This window comes from Photorhabdus viridis (genome assembly GCF_040256935.1).
Classification (GTDB): Bacteria; Pseudomonadota; Gammaproteobacteria; order Enterobacterales; family Enterobacteriaceae; genus Photorhabdus; species Photorhabdus viridis.
This window is the reverse complement of the sequence record NZ_JBEJZY010000015.1, coordinates 58,845-81,612: the sequence shown is the minus strand read 5'-3', so window position 1 is coordinate 81,612 and position 22,768 is coordinate 58,845. Positions and strand designations below refer to the sequence as shown.

The following is a 22,768-nucleotide window of genomic DNA, read 5'->3' as shown; positions in this document are numbered from 1 at the left end:
TATCAAACGAGGAGGGGCTATGGGTAAAAAAGCTGTTTGATGCGTGAGTATTCCAGCGTCGTAAAAGCGATTTTTGCGGCTCGAATAGAACAGGTTAAGACTCGTAAGTGAACGTGATTTGGACACCTCAAGCGCTTTGGATAGCGAGGCAATATGGAGTACCTTATTGTAAGAAATCCGGATGCTGCACTCAAAATGGACGAACTGTTTGAGTCAGCAGCCGATCGATTAGCAGATTTCCCTTATATCGGTCATGCAGGAGAGATCTCTGGTACTACGGTTGTGGCCGCCGGAAACTGAGAAAAGACATGCTTGTTAAGCGTTTAATTACCACATTGGATGGGGAAATACAGGTATTAATAACTGCGTTGTTTGATGAGCAGTGGGAAAGGGCCAGGGAATTGATGAGTGAGCCATTGCGTATGGCGGCTGATGATCTGGCCTTAACTGCGCTGGCAGACAGTTTGTGTAACTCCGATATTGATATTATCTCCCGGCAGCAAGATGCTTGCCATCTGCGACTGAATACCTTGAATGGAAAACTCAATTTTTATATTGGACTGAAAGATCAGCTAATTAGTTCGCTTATGCTGGCTCCGTGCCCGCGACCTGATGCGCATGAAAAATCAGGTGTCTTCACTGAAAAAACACTAAGGGAGTTTGGTTTTGAAGATGTTCCTGACGGTCTGGTGTGCCTGCCATCCTCCCAAAATACTACAGCGCTTGTACTATTGGTTGCGGGTTCTGGTCCACATTCGATGGATTATGATGTTGGGCCTAATCCACTGTTCCGCATGCTGGCACATGAATTAAGCCAACATGGTATCGCCAGTGTGCGTTTTGACAAACGTTATTATCGCGCCTGTCAGGGGAATACTGACTCTGAGGCTATCGATCTCAACACCGAGGTGATTGATGATGCATGCAATATTTTAGCTGGTCTGATAGAACATGCTGAATTCTATAATGTGCCCGTATTCCTTGTCGGGCATAGTTTCGGCGGATATGTCAGCCCGCTAATTGCAAAGAATTTGCGGCAAAGGTCAGGTAGAAATATTATCGGCATTGCGATGCTGGCCACGCCTTTTCGTAGTTTACTTCAAGTGATTTTATCTCAGTTACAAGATGTCAATTTACCCCCAGGATGTACCACTAATCCAGATACCCGCGGGAAAAACAGCACATCCCTCGCAGATTTCCTTGCAGTACCGGATAGCTATCTCAAGCAGCTTAAGGATTACCACGCATTTACCTGCTTAACCAGCTTGCCCGCGATGCCTCTATTCTTCGCTCAAGGCGATCAGGATTTTCAGGTTCCGCATGATATTGACTTCACAATGTGGAAAACCGCATTGAAAGGCAATAAACAGGTGGCGTTCAAACTCTATACGGGATTAAATCATATTTTGTTGCCTACGACTGGATGTGCTGGTGGAGAGGATTATCTGCAACTAGGGCAGATCTCGGCGCAGGTGATTGCAGATCTTGCTGCATGGATCAGCCACCACTCATCATGAAACAGCAGGCTGCGACATTAATCTTTTGCCATCAGATTGACCCAGTCATTTATTGTCGGCCACCGGACCAAATCCGCAAATTTGACTGGATACCCTGCATATTTTAGCCGATCAACCAGCATCAGCATTTTTATCGAGTCGAAACCGATATCAAAAAGATTTTCATCTGCCGGTATTGCCTCAACGTCTGGGTGAAGAGTTATGATTTCCCGGTGTAAAATTTCATATAAAAGCTGATTTTTCATTGTGTCTCCAAAGCTGCATTAAATAGAAGTTCATAGGTGTATTGTTCTTCCTTCAGCATGGCCCGTAATTTTTCCAGCCGTGCGCGGCTTGCTTCAACTTTGGTGCGATAAAAAGTGTCATCAATGCTGGCAACCAGCTTACCTGCTTCGACAGCATCCCCATGATAGTGATAACTGCCCATTTCTTTTTTTTGACCAGCACAATCAGCATCCATTTTAGTTGTTGTTATCGTTCCGTATCGCCAGGCACTAAGTTATGCTCAACTCCTATGCAATCTAATAAATCAAGCAAAAACAGCCCCATGTCGCTGATGATATCTTCAGAGAAAATATCATCGTCGTAGAGCCACTCCAGACCCATCCCGGTTGGTGAATTTACCAGTTCGAGCGCGATATCCCCTTTAGGCTTGAGTCCCTTGATTTTCTCTTTTGTACAATGGGTTTCACCAAGATATAAACCGGTGGAGAATCCTATTTGAGAAGAGAAGTAATAAATGATTTCCGGTAACTGCATGCCGTGGTGGTGGTGAAGGTGTTGTTTCAGATACGCCAGCGAGATATTTGAATGGGTATTTGCATCCATCAGGAAATTACGGACATATTTGGATACGTTCATTAATGAGGTTTCCGCAGTAACATAGGGCAGTAGCAACGTTGTAGCAAAGCTGCCGACACCATCGAATGGCACAGGAGAAACACGATTGGCGCAAGGGATACCTAGGATCAATTCGTCTTTATTGAGTAATGATTTGATGGTCATCAGAAATGCCCCAATCACGATCTGTTCCAGAGTCACCGAGTGTTTCTTTTGCACGCAGGACAGCGTGGTAATTAATTGAGGAGACAACGGCATTGAGTAGCGTCGGCCACGAACCCGAAGATTAGCCCCTGATGTAATATCTTGCTGTTCGGCAACAGAAAGTACGTTGAGCAATTTTTCTGTCCAAAAATTTAATGTTTCGTCCGACATACGTGGATTAATTACAGTAGCTCTTGTTTCTACAGTTGCTGCAATTTTCGGTGCATTATCCGTATAAGCTGAGGATAATTGTTGCAATACATAAGCAATCGACATTCCATCACAAAATGCATGATGGAAATTTAACAAAAGGTAATGCTTATGCTCTGCTATTTTCAACAACTTAAAATATACCGGTGGACTGTCCTGCAATGACATCGGCTTGAAGGCCATATTATTTAAGATCTTGCGCAATGAAATCTCAATATTGATGCCAGTAGCATGGGTCAGATCGATATATTCGAAGGGCAGGTTTTCTTCGGTTGCAGATGAGTGGGTTAAAGAGAGTTGCCTATCCGTCATGGCGACTCTTTGGCGGAGAGCAGGGAAACATTGCATGGTATACAGCAAAGCAGAGCGCAATTTCTTTAAATCGATATTACCGGCTAGGTGATAATATAACGGGATATTATGGGCACCTGAACGATTAGCAATAGTATCAATTATCCAATAATACTGGTCATGCTGTTCTGTCAGGCAGGTGCTATTTTTGTGGGTTAGCACCGGCATCTGTCCCTGTTGAATGACAGATTGCAATAAATAACCCAATCTGGGGGACTGGTAGAAATCTTCCAGGCGGATAGAACAATCAAAACATTGCTGGATTTTATTAATGAGCAATAATGCTTTAAGCGAAGTACCGCCTGCGTCAAAGAAATTCGTATCTTCATCAACAACTCTATCGCTATCGCCAAAGACCTCGCGCCATAATGTAAAAAATATTTCGCGTTTTTCCCCTTTAATCGGTGAAACATTATCTTCTTTATTCAACTCTGTCACTGCGGTGGAATAGTTGGATAATGCTGATTCGATAATAAAAGGCACCTGTAATTTTGGATAACATCCACGCAGGAATGAGACGATTTCGTGACGTGCAATTGAATATGAATTATGAGGGATAAATATATTGATATACTGATATCCGGTTTCATTCTCTTTTATGGTTAAATGAATTTCATCAATATGAGTTGCCTCTGTAAGTATTTTCTGCATTTCTGTCAAATCGACACGTTTTCCATCAATTTTATGCTTTTTGTCCAGCCGTCCGACGAAATTTAAATTTCCATGGGCATCGTAAAATCCACGGTCTCCCGTTAAATAATAGATTTCTCCATCGTTCAACTGTAAGAATTTACGTGAGGTTGACTGATTGTCATTAATATATCCGGTACATATAGAATCCCCACGAATACATATTTCTCCACTGCTACCGCTGATGATATTATCAGTTCCATATTCCCGAATGACAATAGAACTATTTGCCAGTGCTTTACCAATAATATTACCGGGCTGGAACTCATCATCTATTTTGTGACAGCTTGCCACAACACAACATTCTGTTGGACCATAAGAGTTAATCAGAGAAATTCCGCATCCTACTTTTTCCAACCAATGGTGAATGGCTTTATCCATTGCCAGATCGCCACCGATAATTGTCATTCTGATGGTGGGTGACAACTCTTTAATAGCTGCGTGCAGGAAAAAGACAATTTGGTGCCAATAATTCGTAGGAAAGTTAACGACAGTTACCGATTGTGCATGGCAAAATGAAAACAGTGAATCAAGTTCAACGATCATATGGTCACTGGCAATTGCCAGTGTGGCTCCCTGATAAAAACAGCCAAATACCTCTTCAATATAAGCATCGAAAACCGGTGTACTGAAATTAAGAATAACGTCATCTTGTTGAATGCCATATCTATCTGTCATAGCGGCTAAATAAGCATAAAGCCCCTTGAACGTTATCGGTACTGCTTTTGGTACTCCGGTGGTGCCTGATGTAAAAAAGATATAGGCTTCATCCTCTTTGGTCGCAGGGCATTTTATGTCATTTCCCAGAGATATCTCGGAAGGAAGTGTGTTCATATCTTCGATAAAGAAAATAGGCGTATTATTAATATCATTCACTTTCTCATGATGGTGACGAGAAGTTATTAATAAAGCGATATCCAGCCCACGCAATATATTGCTGATTTCTTCTCGTCCGAATGTCATGTTGATTGGAATAAAGCATAATCCCGCAGTATGGATTGCTAATATAGACAATAAGGATTCCATTCCTCTGGGTAATAACACAGCTACCCTTCGGTTTTTTAGCGGATAGGATAATAGCAGCTGGCTGAAAGTTAATAATTTACTGTAAAGTTCATGGTAATTAAAACAATATGCGGAGTTTATTGTGGTCTGATTTCCGCAAATTACTGCTTTTTTATCCGGCGATATTGTGGCGATTTTCGCTATTCTGGTAATTATATTTTCTCTGATGGGGTGATTAACGACAATATTATCTGGCGTCTCTATGTCAGATATTATATTGTCCATGCGTTCAATTGTTTTATATTTTTCCCAATATGTTTCGATAGTTTCATTGATATTTTCTGCAATGGCGTTATAAATACGTAAATAATCATCAATCAAAGCATCGGCGGTAAAGGTACTGTACAAGCGGCTTCCTGCATCCAATTCAACTAATGCTGACTTTTCGTCAGAAGAAAACCGGATATTAACCCCATAATCATTTACTGCGCCGGAAGTCATACAGCCGCGAATCGCGCGGTTATTTTTCATAAGATCATGTTCAATCTCATGCAATAAATTGACATAAGGGACTGCGGTTAATTGATCTGCTTTATTTATCGCGCCATCATTCAAATCACTTATATCAATACGGCTATGCCTGCTATGCAGACTAATTTGCGACTGAATTTCCGTTAGGATCTGTTTTATCGTTGTTTCTGGCGATAAAGAAACCATAAGAGGTAAGGTGTTCATTGCCGGGCGATAATAACAGTATTCTCCTTTGTCACGTCGGTTAGAGAACGGTAAATTAATGATACTTGCCGATAAACGGCCCCGTTTAGTCATTTGCAGGCATAAGGCCAGTATCATCATTAATTTATCATTAAAGGTAAAACTGTCGTTGTTTGCGGTGAGTGGTCGGCTCACTTTAATGGCTTTCGAGGGAAACAGACGTTTACCTGCATAATCCTCTAATTTGGGAAGTTGGTTGAGGTAATTATCCCAATAGTTTTTGTCGTTGGTATAATGCGCGCTTGCTTTATATTTCACATCGTTAAGATAAGCCTGGTAGGTAAAAACAGGCTCTGATGTTGGGTGGAATAGTTGTTGTTCGTAGCAGGACAAAACATCGTGAATCAACTGACCTATGCCCCAATAATCTGTGGCGACATGGTGAGCGATAATTCCCCAAAAGCAGCACCCAACATCATTAAAATAAAGATAATGCCGGATCGTCACACCATTTTCCGGAGCCAGTGGTTCAGTTATTCTTTTGTCGAAATCGGCTTTTGTAACTTGTTCTACTGCCGGATTTGACAGTTTTATTGATATCACTTCGATCGGCGCGGAACACTTCTCCTGAAAAATATTTTGCTCAGAAATACGGTAACGTAAGGAAAAACCATCATTGAAGCTATGAATGGTCATAATGGCCTGCTCCAATCTTTCCAGACTAATATTGTCATTGAAGCTGACGAATTCGCCGACATTGAAGACAGACTTATCGTCAGCAACAGCATTAGCAATGGCTAAGCGGAGCTGTGTATAGTTCAACGGCCAATAATTATCGCTATATTCCATTATTTTGCTGCTCCACGTTATATTTTATCTCGTAATTCGCCCTTTATTTTTTCGAAGACAGATTCATCTATGCATAATCCAATATTACCTTCTGCAATAAAGCATATTAAAGGGCGTTTACTTACGCGTAGAAAGAAATATTTGTTTCGTTTCTTTTGGTAATATCCCGACGAGTAATGGATAATATGTATACCATTACTGCGATGAAAATCTTCCAGAGAAACGCCTTCTTCCCGCTGCAATGAAGAAATAGCCCATTCATGTGAATATACTCCGGACTTCATCAATAATTTTCCTTCCTTGATTACCGCCTTATTTGATAACAGTTGATAGCCTATAAATAAGGCAATGACCACGAAGAGAGTCGTCGTAATGCTTGCCGCCAGTTTATTTGGGTTACTGCTATTAAGCCAGTATGGTACAGGCAGAAAAACCAGGGCGATCAGGACGAACATGGCGACGTTCATTAATATGACTTTGAAGTCTGGATTCAATCCCACGATATTACTCATGCTGCTGCCATTCCTAAAGATAATTCGGTAAAAAGATGAATCACTTCTTTGCGCTCTTCGCGTGTCGCCGGCAGATTGATATAACCACATTTTTGCGCAGCAAACAGGCAAGCGGTGATTTCCCTGCGGATAGCTTCTGTGACCAGGGTGTCCACCATCTTTTGATTATTATAGAGTCTGGCAAGATGCAGAGAAGCAGTGCCGGCTGAAAGGTCACTGTGATCGATTTTGGGTAAATAATTTGCCATACATACAGTGACGGCTACTTGCACTGCCAGGCTCAAATAGGCTGCTACATTCACTGCCGCCGCTGCATTCACTGCCGCGACGACTCGGGTGCCGACAGCCACATTAACCGCAGCAACCACGTTTGCCCCTACGACAAGACGGGCAATTTCAATACTGGTATCGTCTTCACTGTTCAAAGGTTCCAGAATTTCCTTCAATCGGATAAGGGGAGGACTGTTTGTATCTTGAGGCTGGTAGGATTCGATATGCTCTTTAAAATGTGCAACAAGGCTGGCGTCTTGATTGAGATGATAGTTGATCCGGCTCCTCAGGCTTGAACCTCTTTCGTTTAAACCATAGGCCTTCAATCGGGAAAATAATTCTTCATAGTCATTGGTTTTTACTGCATTCATTAAATCCTTATCATAAGTGATGAATAACAGTAATTCCTCTGCTGAACCGGGGCTAACGATATTTTTATCTATGCCGAATTCAGCCAGGACTTTTTCTGGTGATTCCCTGTATTCTAACGCTAAGTTGGGCTGCTGTTTGATGGTTTCCCAAAATCGGTTATAGGTGATGATCTCTTCCCAAACTTCAACCGGGAGTTTCGCGTTTGACATTGACAGCCTTAACTTATTTTCTTCGACCTCTCCTGGAGAGAGCAATGAACGTGGCACGCCAAAGAGGCGATTGCTATCCGCACTGGCATTAACGGTTGGGATGACACTGCCAATAGCTGCTCCGGCTGCTACGCCAATAAATGTACGTCTTTTCATGATTCGTTCCTTTCTAAGTTGACGGAATTCTTTTTTTACTGGGTGCTATATAAGATGAGTGCTAACCTTTTCTTATTAAATATCTTCGTTGTTGAAATAATTTCATATAATAATTATCTAACTCATATTTCTTACCAACGATATTTGCCGTAAGTGTATATTGTGATTGCTGTAACAATATTTTGATATTATTTCTGATTTTCAGTGGTGAAGCACAGAATAATTCTCCCTCAGCGCTATTAAAGGGTGGACGATACTAACTATTAGCCGGATAGCTCCATTTTGCAATATATTAGTTGATTAAATTTTTATTTTGAGCGTTTAGGCTTAATATATCTTATTACAAAATCTATTTATTTAGAGTCGGCTCACAAAACAGCAGATGAAAATATTCCTAAAGGAGAATAAAGTATTTCTTTTCCTTGATTACTACCTTATTTAATAAAAATCTGAACGCCGGTAAATAGTGATCATGGTGATATTGATTAGTATGACGTTAAGGCCTGGATTCAATTCTGTAATATTATACGGCCAACAACTGTTCTCGCCACTATGCTAATAGATGTACGTTGCTGCATTATTACTCCTCCGTTAAGTTAACGGCATTTTTTTCTGCTGAATAGCAGATCAAATCCAGCCTTTCTTTGGCATTAAATTTCTTCATCACCGGAATAATTTCCTTATGATAGTTATTTAACAAATTCTGGCGTATTCCTTCGTCTTTATGCAGATGGGCGCAGGCTTGGCAGGGATGAACGATTTTTTCCAGATTAATGTTGCTATCATGCGGGCGATATTTTTGTAGAATTTTGTACGGTCCTTCTGTTCGCAACCATACTTTCATAAAGTCTTCTTCCTGTCCCTTGAAAAGCTGGGATAAGTCGCCTCCCTGTAACCGACCCAGTTTCATCTCAGGGATATGCTCTAATGTCAGCCCACAGCAGGCGGAGATTTCACCGTGTGGTGTTAGTACGATATTTTCAAAGACCTGATCGCACCCTTTTGCCAGTTGCTCATCCCGGTTTGGAACGTCTTTTCGTTCTTCACTGGTGTCATAGAATGGCATCCATGTGTTGCGTTGTAAGTTAATTTTATTTTGTTCTTTGAGGCGTTTGATGGTTGGATGCTGTGTGATTTGTGTTGCAATGGCAGAATCAGCGGTATCCTGTTCCACGGTAATCAGTGTCGTAATATTTTGCCCGGCTAATGCTTCTGCTGCTGCAACTACGCTGTCGATGGGTACCCATTCACTGTGATCTTTCCCGGTGCTGATGTTTATTTCTGTGATACCGGCATCGGTTAAATCTTGGGCGATTCTTTGTGCTTTTTCTCTGTTTTTTCCCCAGTAGCCGTTAGTCACGCAGCGAGTTAATAAGCTGTGATCTGAGGCGAAACGAATGGCTTCAATCAGATCTTTACCTAACAGGAAACACTCTCCACCACTGAAGACGACTAATTTTAGCCCTGGGAAATTGGCCTTTGAATGTGTAATAAATTGTTTAATTTCATCCAGGCTCAGACGCGCTTTCACCGAGGGATTACATTCAAAACAACATTCTTTGCAGGCAGCATTGCAAGTATATGTTGTGATCACTGTAGCAGTATTCGGATATTGTTCCCAATATCCGGTAGGAAAGCATGACATAATTTACTCTCTGTTGAATTAAAGGTCAGACGATATTTACTATTATCAGTATTAATTTATTTTGCAATGAATTGGTTAGTTGAATTTGTATTTTTGCGTGTTTAGACTAAGTATTGGTGGTTAAAAAAACACATATTTAGAGCTTGCTCACAAAATAGGAGTGTATTTCTAACGGAGGTAGAGTAAATAGTGAGTGACTATCGCGGAATGGATTGAAATAACCGATTATATCGTTGAGTTATTATATGCTATTTAAGCTGAAAGAGTTCTATATAGAAAATTACTGTGGTTGTTTTAGTCTCACAAAGTGATTTTATTGATGGCATACAAGACTATTTTTTGCAATTTTTTGGTAATAATAGTCCTTTAATTACTCAATTAATTAAAAATATCTATTTGTTGAGCGTGTTTATTTTATAAAGAAAAAATATTCCCATTATAAACTTGTTAATTGTCTGAATTAGTAGGAAAATATAAGTTATTTTTGTGACATAAGGAAAAATTGCCCTGGCCTGATGGGATATAGGCTGTTATAGGGTATTGAAGTTTATGAGCCATCTTGATCCGACTTTACTTGTGCTGCTGGTGTTAGCGGCACTGGGTATCATCAGCCACAACATGACCGTCACTCTTGCAATGTTGCTCTTGCTGGTTATCCGTATAACACCATTAAATCAATTCTTCCCTTGGGTGGAAAAATATGGGCTGACTATCGGTGTACTTATTTTGACTGTGGGGGTGATGGCGCCTATTGCCAGTGGGAAAATTACGGCACAAGCGGTTCTTCATTCATTTTTGAATTGGAAATCATTACTGGCAATAGCAATAGGTATATTAGTCTCTTGGCTAGGCAGCCGCGGAGTTTCGTTAATGTCTAACCAGCCATCCACTGTTGCGGGTTTATTGGTGGGAACAGTATTGGGAGTTGCTTTGTTTAAAGGTGTTCCGGTGGGGCCGCTGATTGCTGCCGGGATTTTGTCATTGCTGATTGGTAAATCGTAGCCGTGATGTTGCCGGAACTGAGTGCGATACAGGCGGAAATGCAGCGGCAAGGATTACGTCGATTGCTAGTGTTGAGTGGCGATCATGATTGGTGTTATCAGCAGGCTAATGAGTTACAGCAGAGATTTGCCGGTGATTGGTTATGGATCTCTTATCGTAAAGAAAAAGCAGTGTCGCCAGCAAAAGCGGTCAGTTTATTAGGTCAGGAATATCTGCACGGAATATTTGATGCGACTGAAGGTTTTAATGCGGAAGCACTGGCAATATTAGCGGGTACATTAAAGGCCGGAAGTTGGTTGGTAATGATGGTTCCATCGTGGTATCAATGGCGTTATCAACCCGATAAGGATAGCATGCGTTGGAATGAACAATCAGACGCTATCCCAACTCCGCACTTTATTCAGCATATTCAGCAGCGACTTATTCATGATCCTCAAGTTTTGCTCTGGCGGCAAAATACGTTTCTTCACCTGCCTGAATTTCCACAATACAGCGAGTGGCAATTGCCTGATGGCAATCCGACCGCTAGCCAGCATGCTATTTTAGCGCAACTTTTGCGGGCAAATCAGGGAGTATGGGTTATTACGGCGTCAAGAGGGCGCGGTAAATCGACGCTTGCAGGTATGTTAATGCAGCAATGGCAAGGGAATAATTGCTGGCTGACGGCGCCGGCAAAAGCAACGACTGCAATCATCAGAGGCTATTCGGCTGAAAAAGGGCAATTTTGGGCAGTAGATAATTTGCTGAAATATTGCAGACAAAACCGTGTGTCAGATATTGATTGGTTGCTTATCGACGAAGCCGCAGCTATTCCAACGCCTCAGTTATTTGAGTTGATCAGCTATTTTCCCCGGGTATTATTAACGACAACTGTGCAGGGATATGAAGGTACAGGGCGGGGGTTTTTACTTAAATTTTGTGCTGAAATTCCTAATTGTCATATTTTAAATCTGACAGCGCCTGTACGTTGGGCTGAGAATGATCCTCTGGAGAACTGGTTGGAAAACGCTTTATTGTTTGAGGATGCCGTCCCGGTAAATAATTCTGATCAGGCGATCCGTTATCACATATATGACCAGCAGCAATGGATTAAACAGCCTGAATTGTTGAGACAGTTTTACAGCATATTAACCAGTGCTCATTATAAAACTTCACCTTTGGATTTACGGCGTTTACTTGATGCCAAAGGAATGCAGTTTGTCGCAGCGCTTGGAGATAGGACCTTTGCAGGTGCTTTGTGGATGATTGATGAAGGTGGATTATCTCTTGAGCTGGCACATGAAGTATGGGCAGGCAGGCGTCGCCCCAGAGGGAATTTGGTCGCTCAATCGTTAGCGGCCCACAGTGGTTTACCTCAGGCGGCAGTCCTGAAATCTCAACGGATTAGCCGGGTTGCTGTACAGGCTAACAACCGCAGACAGGGTATTGCTCAGGGAATGATTGCGTTTCAGCAGGCAAGGGCAAAAGGGCAGGGGATAGATTTTATTTCTGTCAGCTTTGGTTATACCGCCGAACTGTGGGCATTATGGCAAAAATGTGGTTTCCAACTGGTCCGTATGGGAACCCATTTGGAAGCCAGTAGCGGTTGTTATACCGCAATGGCGATTTTTCCGCTGACTCAACAGGGAATGGCACTTTGTATTCAGGCACAGCAACAGCTTGCCCGTGATGCATATTGGCTGGAGTCACAGATTGGGTTCAGCTTGCCTGTGGATTACCAAATTGACCACCATCTCAATCAGAGTGATTGGCAGGAGCTTGCAGGTTTTGCGTTTGCTCACCGGCCATTTTCTGCTTCATTACCGGCTTTGCAACGATTGTTACTGAACAGTGATTTGCCGTTGCCCGCACTGAGAAATCATCTCCAGCAGGAGATGAGTATTGAGCAGTGTGTGACTGAGTTGAAATTAAGCGGGTATAAGACATTAATATTACTCTGGCGGCAAGAAACCGCACAGGCGTTGGCAAGTCTCGACAAGAAATTGGCTAGGCATTGGCAAGAATGGACTACGGCTTTTTCTGAGGCCAGTCGTCCTTATCATCCCACTTGTCATTAAAATCCCGGTGAGGAGGAAGTTCTGGTTTATTATCCAGAAATTTCTTGACGTCCAGGCGACGTAATTCTTTAATTGCATTGAGAAGAACGCCAACCAATAAAACTAAAATAATCCACCAATAATCAGCTAACCATTGCATTGGGTTATCTCCTGCGCAGGACCGAGGTAGTTCTCAAATATATAAGGCAAGTTAGCCGATAACCAGTCAATACCTGCGATATCATGCTGTTGCCATACATCCAGTAACATCTGTTTAGTCAGCAATTTTTCCAGTTGTCCGGATAGTGGCCGGTAACTAATATGCCACGGTTCATAAGCGACGCCATCACGGTTACCGACAAAAGGGCGATAAAAACCGAAATGGGCCATATTCTCTGTCAACCAATGTGTCAGTGGTTCAAAGTAACCGCCATTTTCATATTCCCAGGGTTCCAGCTGTAATTTTTGGTTTTCCGGCAGCATCGTTGGATCATAAATATCCAGTTCAGTTCCCCAATGATGGCGGCTGGCGCCGGGCAGGGCAGACCAGCGGAGAATAGCCTGACAACGTTCACCTTCTGTTAATTGGGTGATATCCATGGGTTGGCTGTTTTCATCCAATACTGGGCGTTCGCCGCGGAATTTGCCATTCCAGATAGCCTGTTGACGCTGGAAATCGCGGAATGTGCTGGCAGGTTGCAGGTTAATTCCCGCATTTGCTGCTGCTTGCTGCATGGAAAGAAAAGATTTTACTGCTTCTGGTTGTAATCGGTGATTGCCAGAGAGAGAAATCAAGTGCCCGGTAGCTAGGCCAGTTAACATATTTGCGGTTATCACTGGATGAGTTGCTCCATAACGCGCTGATAAATCCGGCTGAGTTGTTGCAGATCTGCGGCACTGACGGATTCATTAACTTTATGAATTGTTGCGTTGAGTGGCCCCAGTTCGATAATTTGAGTGCCCATCTGAGCAATAAACCGCCCATCGGATGTGCCGCCACTGGTAGATAATTCAGGTTTATAGCCACAGTAATGGTCTATTGCCTGTATGACGGCATTGACTAACTCACCTTTGGCGGTTAGGAAAGGCTGGCCGGGCAATATCCATTCAATTGTGTAATTCAATTTGTGATTTTTCAGGATAATCTCAACCCGTTCACGGATCTGGCTATCGGTCAATTCCGTACTGAAACGGAAATTGAATTGAACCTGCAAATTCCCCGGGATCACGTTATGACTGCCTGTTCCAGCATGAATATTGGCAATTTGCATACTGGTTGCCGGGAAAAACTCATTTCCTTCATCCCATCGGGTGTTGACCAGCTCTTGTAAAGCTGGCAGGGCCCGGTGGATTGGATTATCAGCCAAATGCGGATAGGCAACGTGGCCTTGAATACCCTGTACAGTCAGATTAGCCGTCAAGGAACCGCGCCGGCCATTTTTCACCATATCGCCAAGATGGTGCTGACTGGACGGTTCGCCAATCAGACAATAATCCAGCCGTTCGTTACGGGACATTAAAGCTTCAACCACTTTAACTGTGCCATGGGTGGCTTTTGCTTCCTCGTCAGAGGTAATCAGGAAGGCCAAGCGACCACTGTGGTTGGGATAATTGGCAACAAAGCGTTCAGCTGCGACAATCATGGCAGCCAGCGAGCCTTTCATATCTGCTGCGCCCCGGCCATATAGCATGCCATTACGAATAGTCGGCTCGAAAGGGGGTTGTTCCCATTGAGATTCGTCGCCCGCAGGGACAACATCCGTATGTCCGGCAAAGGCTAACGTCGGGCCTGTGCCGCGATAGGCCCAGAAATTGTTTGTGTCGCCGAAAGGCATCCGTTCAATGGTGAAGCCAATGGCGTGCAGACGGGAGATCATAATATCCTGGCAACCTTTATCATCCGGGCTGACAGAGGGGAGTTTTATCAGTTGTTGTGCAAGTTCAATTACAGGACAAGTCATTTCAGAGCGCCTAAGCAAAAAATTGCTGATATTCATCTGCCTTATAACCCAGCAGGCAGTCGCCTTTTGCAGAAATTAACAGTGGACGTTTGATAATAGCCGGTTGTTCCAGCATCAACGCTTTTGCTGCTTCAGCATTATTGATTGTCGCGCGTTGTTGATCGCTCAATTTACGCCAGGTTGTACCACGGGTATTAATTAATGGTTCCCAGCCAAGTTTGTCAATAAATGACTGCAAAAGCGCGGTGTTTAATCCGTCAACACGATAATCATGAAACAGGTAGGGGATTTCCTGTTCTTCCAGCCAACGACGGGCTTTTTTTATGGTGTCACAATTCTTGATCCCGTAGAGAGTAAAAACAGGCTGAGAAGATTTATCCGACATAATTAAGAGGTCCTTAAAAAAATTTAAACACCTAAACATAATGCTGGAAAATACCTGTTTTTTCCAGATGATATCCTGATTTTTATTATCTGAGATATCAAGAAGGGGAATGCAATCTTATCGGCTGGTTATCGTAGCGATAAGAGCCGGCCCCCGGCAATAAACCAAAGAGGGCGGCTCAGGAAAAACATTAAGCTATACCATTTTTCCTATGTTGCAGATACATAATTGTTGCAGCTAGGCGGGAACGTACGTTTAGTTTTTTTAACAAGTTTCTGATGTGTACTTTCACCGTCTCTTCAGAAATAAAGAGGACATCAGCGACTTCTTTATTGGTCATGCCACTGGAAACTTCTTTTAAGACATCTAATTCACGCTTGGTCAATTCAGATAAAGGATCAACATGTTTATGGCGATTGGCCAGATGTTGATATATTTTTTCACTAAAGACAGTTTGCCCGCGGGCTGCGTGACGAATACTGCTTAATAGCGAATCTAGGTCACTGTCTTTCAGTAAATAGCCATTGGCGCCTGCGTCAATGGCTGCGTAAACATCATTCCGGTCATCTGAAACAGATAATACCAGGACATAAGAGTTGATCCCTTTTCTACGAATAGATTTAATCGTATCCACGCCAGAAAGACCATTCATATTGAGATCTATCATAATGACATCAGGTTTCAGTTTGCATGCAATGTTTATTGCTTCTTCACCATTGTCAGCTTCTGCTGTTACGGTAAGCGCTCGATCGAGCTCTACAATCTGTTTTAAGCCATGGCGAATGAGAGGGTGGTCATCAACTATCATCACTGAATGGTTATACATTTTCCTTCTCCCTAAAAGATTAAAGCCACGAAATGCACGATTAAAGGCAGTAATGAATGGGTCTGCCCTAAATTAAATTACTATAAAAAAATTTTCTCAAAACCGATTGATTTACAGAATTGATAGCTCTGTAAGTCCAGAAGGCACATCCTGATATAAAAATATAAATAGCGCAAATTAGTTTGATAAGTAAAAAAAGAAGATGAGTAATTCTCACCAAAAACATATAACAACGGTGTGAAAAATAATATTAAAAATCAATTTGTTATAAATCTAATTATTAGATTTGTTTTCTTTTATAAAATTTATTTTAATTGAATTTATATTGAGAGTTTTTATTGGTTATAATTATCATGGTTATTATAACTCAAATAATATTATATAAATTATAATGTTTATTTATTGATGTTCCCATACTTAGTCGGTGGTATTGATGGGTAAATTTTGTCGTATTTTTTATGAGCAAAAAAGTGCTAATTTATGGGTAAAATGCTGTCAATGTTATGATTTAGCACACAGTACCCATTATACTGGTCCTGCTCTTACTCCAGATAATGTATATAAAGGATCCGACGATGGATGAAAAATTAAAACAGAGTGCATTGGATTTTCACCAGTTTCCACAACCAGGGAAAATCACGATTACTCCAACTAAACCTCTGACAACTCAGCGGGATTTGGCCTTAGCTTATTCACCGGGCGTTGCTGCGCCTTGTCTGGAAATTGCAGAAGATCCATTAGCAGCTTACAAATATACTGCGCGTGGCAATCTTGTCGCTGTGATTTCTAATGGTACTGCGGTCTTAGGGTTGGGGAATATTGGTGCGCTGGCAGGTAAGCCAGTGATGGAAGGAAAAGGCGTACTGTTTAAAAAGTTCTCAGGTATTGATGTATTTGATATCGAAGTTGATGAGTCTGATCCTGATAAATTAATTGATATTATTGCGGCGTTGGAACCGACTTTTGGGGGAATTAACCTCGAAGATATCAAAGCCCCGGAATGTTTTTATATTGAGAAAAAACTCCGGGAAAAAATGAACATTCCGGTATTCCATGATGACCAGCATGGCACCGCGATTATTTGTACCGCGGCTGTTCTGAATGGTTTGCGGATTATGAAAAAAGAGATTTCAGAAGTTCGTCTGGTGGTTTCTGGCGCAGGCGCTGCATCAATTGCCTGTATGAACTTGCTGGTTGCGCTTGGATTGAAACGTGAAAATATCGTGGTATGTGACTCTAAAGGGGTTATTTATCGTGGTCGCGATGAAAATATGGAAGAAACCAAAGCAGCCTATGCGATTGAAGACAATGGCAGCCGTACATTAGGTGATGTTATTCCTGGCGCGGATATTTTCCTCGGATGCTCCGGGCCGGGCGTATTGACTCAGGACATGGTGAAAACCATGGCGAAAGATCCCCTCATCATGGCGCTGGCAAACCCTGAGCCAGAAATTCTGCCGCCATTGGCTAAACAAGTTCGCCCTGATGCCATCATTTGTACCGGTCGTTCTGATTATCCGAATCAGGTTAATAATGTTCTCTGTTTCCCATTCATTTTCCGTGGCGCGCTGGATGTTGGTGCGACAACCATCAATGAAGAGATGAAACTGGCTTGTGTTCACGCTATTGCTGATTTGGCGATGGCAGAGCAGAGTGAAGAAGTGGCTTCTGCTTATAATGATCAGGATCTGTTTTTTGGCCCGGAATATATTATTCCCAAGCCATTTGATCCACGCCTGATTGTTAAAATCGCTCCGGCAGTGGCTAAAGCCGCAATGGATTCCGGCGTGGCAACCCGCCCAATTGAAGATTTTAGCGTGTATATAGAGAAACTGAATGAGTTTGTCTATAAAACAAATTTGTTTATGAAACCTATTTTTTCTCAGGCCAAAAAAGCGGAAAAACGGATTGTTTTGGCCGAAGGGGAAGAAGTGCGTGTATTGCATGCAACGCAAGAGCTGATCTCTCTTGGATTGGCTTATCCGATCCTGATTGGCCGCCCAAGTGTTATCGAAAAGCGTATCCAGAAACTGGGGCTGCATATTGAAGCGGGTAAAGATTTTGAGGTCGTCAATAATGAGAACGATCCGCGCTTCAAAAAATACTGGCAAGAATATTACCAGATTATGAAACGTCGTGGCGTTTCTGCGGAACAGGCGCGCCGTGCGGTCATTGGTAATCCAACCTTGATTGGGGCGATTATGGTGCTGCGTGGGGAGGCTGATGGCCTGATTTGCGGCACCGTAGGCAGTTACAGTGAACATTATGATGTGGTGAAAAATGTCTTTGGTTTCCGTGAAGGGGTTCATACTGCTGGTGCTATGAACGCATTACTCTTGCCAAGTGGTAATACTTTTATCGCTGATACCTATGTCAATAATAATCCAACACCTGAACAACTGGCTGAGATTACCCTCATGGCCGCAGAAAGTGTTCGTCGTTTTGGTATTGAACCAAAAGTTGCGTTGCTTTCTCATTCAAGTTTTGGTTCTGCGGATTGCCTCTCTGCCCAGAAAATGCGCCGGACGCTGGAATTGGTCAATGAAATGTCACCTTCACTTGAAATTGATGGTGAAATGCATGGTGATGCCGCGTTGGTTGAAAGTATCCGCCGTGACATTATGCCGGATAGCCCACTGAAGGGGGCGGCGAATCTGTTAATTATGCCTAATATGGAAGCTGCCCGTATCAGTTATAACCTGCTGCGCGTAACCAGTTCTGAAGGCGTTACTGTTGGCCCGGTGCTAATGGGCGTGGCAAAACCGGTACACATTCTGACGCCAATTGCTTCTGTACGTCGTATCGTCAATATGGTCGCTTTGGCAGCTGTTGAAGCGCAGACTCATCCATTGTAATACTCATGGGTTAAAACGGCCCCGGTTGCCTGGAGGGAACCGGGGCCGTTTATTGTAAATAATTCTTATTATCTATATGATGCGGAAAAATATTATATGGATAACGGACGTTATGACATTTATCTCTACTGTAAAATCTTTTCTGATTATCTGTGGCTTACTCATCTTATCCGGGTGTGCATCGGTACAACAAAAGTCCATACCTCAAGTGCTTTCACCCGAACTGACCCAGCAAGGGCTGATTGTCGATCTCAAAACAGGCAACGCTCTTACTCCTGATGAATTGATTAATCAATTGGCATCACATCAGCGGATCATTGTGGGTGAAAAACACGATAATCCATACCATCATCAGATTGAGCTTTGGCTGGTTCAGCAACTTCGTTTTAAAAGAGAACATGGTGCGGTTTTGCTGGAAATGATTAACCCTGACCAGCAGGAAAAAGTGAATAAAGTTAAAAGTTGGTTGCAAACTAAACCTAGCGTGCGTGAAAGCCGTATAAAAGAGTTGTTGGCATGGCGCGATGGCTGGCCGTGGCAGTTGTATGGCGGGTTGGTCATGGAGCTTATGCAACAACCTTATCCATTACTGTTTGCAAACCTGAATCGCAGTGAAGTTAAAGCTGTTTGCTGTAACCCGCCGGTTCTCCAGGGAGATATTTCCGTCTCTAAAAATGTAAAATCGCGGATTGAAGCGACGATTAAAGATGCTCACGGCGGTGAAATAACAGCACAACAATTATCTGTTATGACGACTATTCAGCAGATGCGGGATCGCCGAATGGCAGAGCAGCTACTTAAAGCCCCGGCGCCTGCCACATTGATTGCGGGTGCATACCATGCAACGAAAATAATGGGTGTTCCTTTACATATTAAGGATCTGTCGCCACTAGAAGATCTGGTGGTGTTGATTATGGCTGAAAAAGGCAATGTATTGGACAGTCAACATGCAGACTATATCTGGTATACACCAGCAAAAAAACCATAGATATTTTAAGTAAATGATGGTTTCTTTCCGGTAGTTAAAGGGCCTTGGCACATGGATGTGCGCAAGTTAACGATATATATAAAAACAATTTTCATTAGCATATGAAATTAATTATCATTACTAAATGATAATTAAAATTATGCACTGTAATCCATGTTGACGCTGACAAACCCCATCTTTCAAACAAATCCTGTTAAAAAAGGACTTGCTTTTACTGTTGCTATTGCTGCTCACCTCATTTGGGTTATGTGGATTATCTATCAGCCAGAAGAGATCCCTGGTGAACTGATGCCCCCTCCGGCAGTGATGATGGAATTTTCATTGCTGACAGAAGCAACACATCAAATACAGAAACAATCTATTGGTATTGAACAGCAACTTTCTGTTGCCAGCCGGCAGCAGGAAAGTGCGGTTAATGAGATGAAAGCACCTGAGCTGATTAAAAATGAGCAGGCTCAAATACTGGTGCATAAGCCTAAAAAACAGAAAAAGAACCCGGAAGAGCAGAAGAAAACATCGCAAGTGAAGCGACAGCAGGCAGAGGAAGAGAGTGAAAAGTCTCAGAATAGTGCTGCGAGGGTAAGCAGTACTGCTACGTCGGCTAATTTGACTTCGCGGGTCGCGGCCCCATATGACAGTGATTCAAATACTGTCGTTGATGCGGATGCTTTATGGCGGGCTGAGGTTATCGGGCATTTGAATCGTTATAAACGTTACCCCGAGGATGCAGAGAGAAGAAACCGCACTGGCCGGCCTACAGTCAGATTCACCATTAATAAACAGGGTTATGTAACTAACAGCGATTTAGTCCGTCGTTCAGGTACCCATTCTCTGGACAGGGAAGCGAGGCAAGTTCTGGCGAGAGCGCAGCCATTACCGATTCCTCCTGATAGCGTTTTAAAAGGCAGTGAAATTACGATAGAACTGCCGATTGATTTTAATTTAACTAATCGAATCTTTTAGCGACTTAAGGACAGCAGATATGTTAAAGCAGCAAGAGCGGTTTGCCCTGGGAACTAAAGGGCTGTTATTAACGTTTTTATTGAGCGGCTGGTTGAACTCCGCCGCCGCAGAGGGAGAAATTATGCCACCAAAGACCATGAAACAACCACATCAGATGACGATTCACGGTGATACCCGTACAGATGATTATTACTGGATGCGGGATGATAATCGCAAGGATCAAAAAATCATTGATTATCTGACAGCCGAAAATAAATACACCGAACAGATGCTGAAACCCGGAGAGCAATTGCGGGATACATTATATGAAGAAATGGTCGGCAGGATGAAACAGGATGATCAGTCTGTACCCTATACTTATAACGGGTATATTTATCGTACCGTCTATGAAGCTGGAAAAGATTTCCCGATTTATCAGCGTAAACCTGTTGATGATTCATCAGACTGGCAGGTTCTGGTGGATGGTAATGAAAGAGCTAAAGGTCAGGAATATTATCAACTGAGTAATTTTGCTATTTCTCTGGATAATAAACGCATTGCAATTGCTGAAGATACTCAGGGGCGCCGTAATTATCAGATCTCTTTTAAAGACATCGCTGATAGCCAGTGGAGTAATGACGTAATAAAAAATACTTCCGGCGACATTGTTTGGGCAAATGATAGCAATACACTGTTTTATGTGCGCAAGCATTCACAGACTTTATTGCCATACCAAGTATTTCGTCACCAATATGGTACAAATACCACTGAAGACCAGAAAATATATCAGGAAGAAGATGAGCGTTTTTATTTAGGCATAGCTAAAAGTTCCTCCCGTGATTATATTATGTTGTCGATAGTCAGTAATTCGACTTCTGAATATTTGCTGATTGATGCGAATAAGCCACAGGCTGAACTTCAGGTATTTTCTCCTCGTCAGGAAGGACGGGAGTATTATATTGACCATTTCCGTGACCATTTTTACATTCGCTCAAATCATGAAAGCGAAACTTATGGGCTTTATCAAACTAGTGCCATAAATACGCCGTGGAAAACAGTGATTGCTCCGCAACAGGAGACGGATCTTGAAGATTTTGCACTGTTTAATAACTGGTTGGTCGTTCAGGAGCGAACGAAAGGATTGCCGACAATTCGTCAGATTAATTGGGAAACTGATCAGGAAAAACAGATTAAGTTTGATGATCCAAGTTATATGGCATGGATTGATTACAACCCTGAACCTGATACTGATGTTATGCGTTATGGTTATTCATCCATGACAACACCAAGCTCGACATTCCAGTGGAATATGAAAACTGGTGAGCGGGAATTACTTAAACAGCAGGAAGTCAAAGGCTTTGATAAACATCATTATGAGAGTCAGCGTATTTGGGTGAAAGCCCGTGATGGCGTGGAGGTTCCTGTTTCTTTGGTTTATCGTAAGTCACTGTTCAAAAAAGGCCAGAACCCGATCCTGATATATGGTTATGGGGCTTATGGTATCAGTATGGATCCTTCATTCAGTTCACCACGATTGAGTTTATTAGATCGGGGCTTTGTTTACGCGCTGGTACATGTGCGTGGCGGCGGTGAATTGGGTAAAAAATGGTACCTGCAAGGTAAAGTCGAAAATAAAATGAATAGTTTTACTGACTTTATTGATGTGACCAAGGCACTGATTGCTCAGAAATATGGCGATAGCAAACGGGTTTATGCTATGGGAGGCAGTGCCGGTGGTTTGCTGATGGGGACGGTGATTAATCAGGCTCCGGAATTATATCGTGGCGTGGTTGCTCAGGTGCCATTTGTTGATGCGGTTACAACTATGCTCGACTCCTCTATTCCATTGACAGTCGGAGAATATGAAGAGTGGGGTAATCCGGAAAATAAAGAAGATTATCTTCGAATTAAATCATATAGCCCGTATGACAATATAAAGCATCAGCGCTATCCAAACTTATTAGTCACGAGTGGATTTCATGATTCACAGGTTCAATATTGGGAACCGACTAAATGGGTAGCAAAATTACGGGATATGAAAAAAGGTGACTCTATTTTATTATTGGAAACTAATATGAGTGCCGGGCATGGTGGTAAATCAGGCCGTTTTAACCGACTGAAAGACACTGCACTGGATTACAGTTTTATTTTGATGCTGGATGATGCTAAGAAGTATTTCCCACAATTAAAAGATAACTGAAAGAAATTATAAATATAAGTTTTTATTAA

Annotated in this window: 18 protein-coding genes; 7 read left to right on the top strand and 11 right to left on the bottom strand. The window is 42.4% G+C overall.

The window, feature by feature from the left end:
* The first annotated feature begins 308 nt into the window (after positions 1-308).
* Positions 309-1,517, top strand: a complete 1,209-nt coding sequence (locus tag ABR397_RS08385) for an alpha/beta hydrolase family protein (RefSeq protein WP_350305332.1) — start codon at positions 309-311, stop codon at positions 1,515-1,517.
* A gap of 17 nt (positions 1,518-1,534) precedes the next feature.
* On the opposite strand, the gene ABR397_RS08380 is transcribed toward ABR397_RS08385, so the two are convergent.
* The 6 genes from ABR397_RS08380 to ABR397_RS08355 form a co-directional block, all read right to left on the bottom strand.
* Positions 1,535-1,762 (bottom strand): phosphopantetheine-binding protein, encoded by a 228-nt coding sequence (locus ABR397_RS08380; protein ID WP_350305331.1) that lies wholly within the window; start codon positions 1,760-1,762, stop codon positions 1,535-1,537.
* A complete protein-coding gene (locus ABR397_RS08375; protein ID WP_350305330.1) occupies positions 1,759-1,977 on the bottom strand; it encodes a hypothetical protein in 219 nt (72 codons plus the stop codon). Before ABR397_RS08375 ends, ABR397_RS08380 begins: the two co-directional genes overlap by 4 nt.
* Before the next feature lie 11 nt (positions 1,978-1,988).
* Positions 1,989-6,380 carry a condensation domain-containing protein gene (locus ABR397_RS08370; RefSeq protein ID WP_350305329.1) on the bottom strand — a complete coding sequence of 1,464 codons (4,392 nt, stop codon included), beginning with the start codon at positions 6,378-6,380 and terminating at the stop codon, positions 1,989-1,991.
* Between the two features lie 17 nt (positions 6,381-6,397).
* Positions 6,398-6,892 (bottom strand): hypothetical protein, encoded by a 495-nt coding sequence (locus ABR397_RS08365; RefSeq protein ID WP_350305328.1) that lies wholly within the window; start codon positions 6,890-6,892, stop codon positions 6,398-6,400.
* Positions 6,889-7,899, bottom strand: a complete 1,011-nt coding sequence (locus ABR397_RS08360) for a hypothetical protein (RefSeq protein ID WP_350305327.1) — start codon at positions 7,897-7,899, stop codon at positions 6,889-6,891. Before ABR397_RS08360 ends, ABR397_RS08365 begins: the two co-directional genes overlap by 4 nt.
* Positions 7,900-8,479: 580 nt before the next feature.
* Positions 8,480-9,544, bottom strand: coding sequence for a radical SAM protein (locus tag ABR397_RS08355; RefSeq protein ID WP_350305326.1), 1,065 nt, complete (start codon positions 9,542-9,544; stop codon positions 8,480-8,482).
* 549 nt (positions 9,545-10,093) lie between these two features.
* On the opposite strand from ABR397_RS08355, the gene ABR397_RS08350 reads away from it, so the two are divergent.
* Positions 10,094-10,546, top strand: a complete 453-nt coding sequence (locus tag ABR397_RS08350; RefSeq protein WP_350305325.1) for a DUF441 domain-containing protein — start codon at positions 10,094-10,096, stop codon at positions 10,544-10,546.
* A gap of 5 nt (positions 10,547-10,551) precedes the next feature.
* Complete coding sequence (locus ABR397_RS08345; RefSeq protein ID WP_350305350.1) at positions 10,552-12,603, top strand: tRNA(Met) cytidine acetyltransferase TmcA; 2,052 nt, start codon at positions 10,552-10,554, stop codon at positions 12,601-12,603.
* Here ABR397_RS08345 and ABR397_RS08340 read toward each other — a convergent pair.
* The 5 genes from ABR397_RS08340 to ABR397_RS08320 form a co-directional block, all read right to left on the bottom strand.
* Positions 12,554-12,742 (bottom strand): YpfN family protein, encoded by a 189-nt coding sequence (locus tag ABR397_RS08340; protein ID WP_036849379.1) that lies wholly within the window; start codon positions 12,740-12,742, stop codon positions 12,554-12,556. The genes ABR397_RS08345 and ABR397_RS08340 overlap by 50 nt on opposite strands.
* Positions 12,730-13,419, bottom strand: a complete 690-nt coding sequence (locus tag ABR397_RS08335; protein ID WP_350305324.1) for a M15 family metallopeptidase — start codon at positions 13,417-13,419, stop codon at positions 12,730-12,732. Before ABR397_RS08335 ends, ABR397_RS08340 begins: the two co-directional genes overlap by 13 nt.
* A complete protein-coding gene (dapE, locus tag ABR397_RS08330; protein WP_350305323.1) occupies positions 13,416-14,543 on the bottom strand; it encodes a succinyl-diaminopimelate desuccinylase in 1,128 nt (375 codons plus the stop codon). The genes ABR397_RS08335 and dapE overlap by 4 nt, the downstream gene beginning before the upstream one ends.
* Positions 14,544-14,553: 10 nt before the next feature.
* Positions 14,554-14,928 (bottom strand): ArsC family reductase, encoded by a 375-nt coding sequence (locus tag ABR397_RS08325; protein WP_350305322.1) that lies wholly within the window; start codon positions 14,926-14,928, stop codon positions 14,554-14,556.
* Positions 14,929-15,118: 190 nt separating this feature from the next.
* The gene (locus ABR397_RS08320; RefSeq protein WP_015833959.1) at positions 15,119-15,754 is read right to left on the bottom strand and encodes a response regulator; all 636 of its coding nucleotides are present in this window, start codon (positions 15,752-15,754) and stop codon (positions 15,119-15,121) included.
* 575 nt (positions 15,755-16,329) lie between these two features.
* Between ABR397_RS08320 and maeB the strand changes: the two genes are divergently transcribed.
* From maeB to ABR397_RS08300, 4 genes are all read left to right on the top strand, one after another.
* Positions 16,330-18,609 carry an NADP-dependent oxaloacetate-decarboxylating malate dehydrogenase gene (maeB, locus tag ABR397_RS08315; protein ID WP_350305321.1) on the top strand — a complete coding sequence of 760 codons (2,280 nt, stop codon included), beginning with the start codon at positions 16,330-16,332 and terminating at the stop codon, positions 18,607-18,609.
* 112 nt (positions 18,610-18,721) lie between these two features.
* Positions 18,722-19,597 (top strand): ChaN family lipoprotein, encoded by an 876-nt coding sequence (locus tag ABR397_RS08310; protein WP_350305320.1) that lies wholly within the window; start codon positions 18,722-18,724, stop codon positions 19,595-19,597.
* 153 nt (positions 19,598-19,750) lie between these two features.
* Entirely contained in the window at positions 19,751-20,560 is an 810-nt protein-coding gene (locus ABR397_RS08305) for an energy transducer TonB (RefSeq protein WP_350305319.1), read from the top strand.
* Between the two features lie 121 nt (positions 20,561-20,681).
* Positions 20,682-22,739 (top strand): S9 family peptidase, encoded by a 2,058-nt coding sequence (locus tag ABR397_RS08300; protein ID WP_350305349.1) that lies wholly within the window; start codon positions 20,682-20,684, stop codon positions 22,737-22,739.
* The last annotated feature ends 29 nt before the right edge of the window (positions 22,740-22,768 follow it).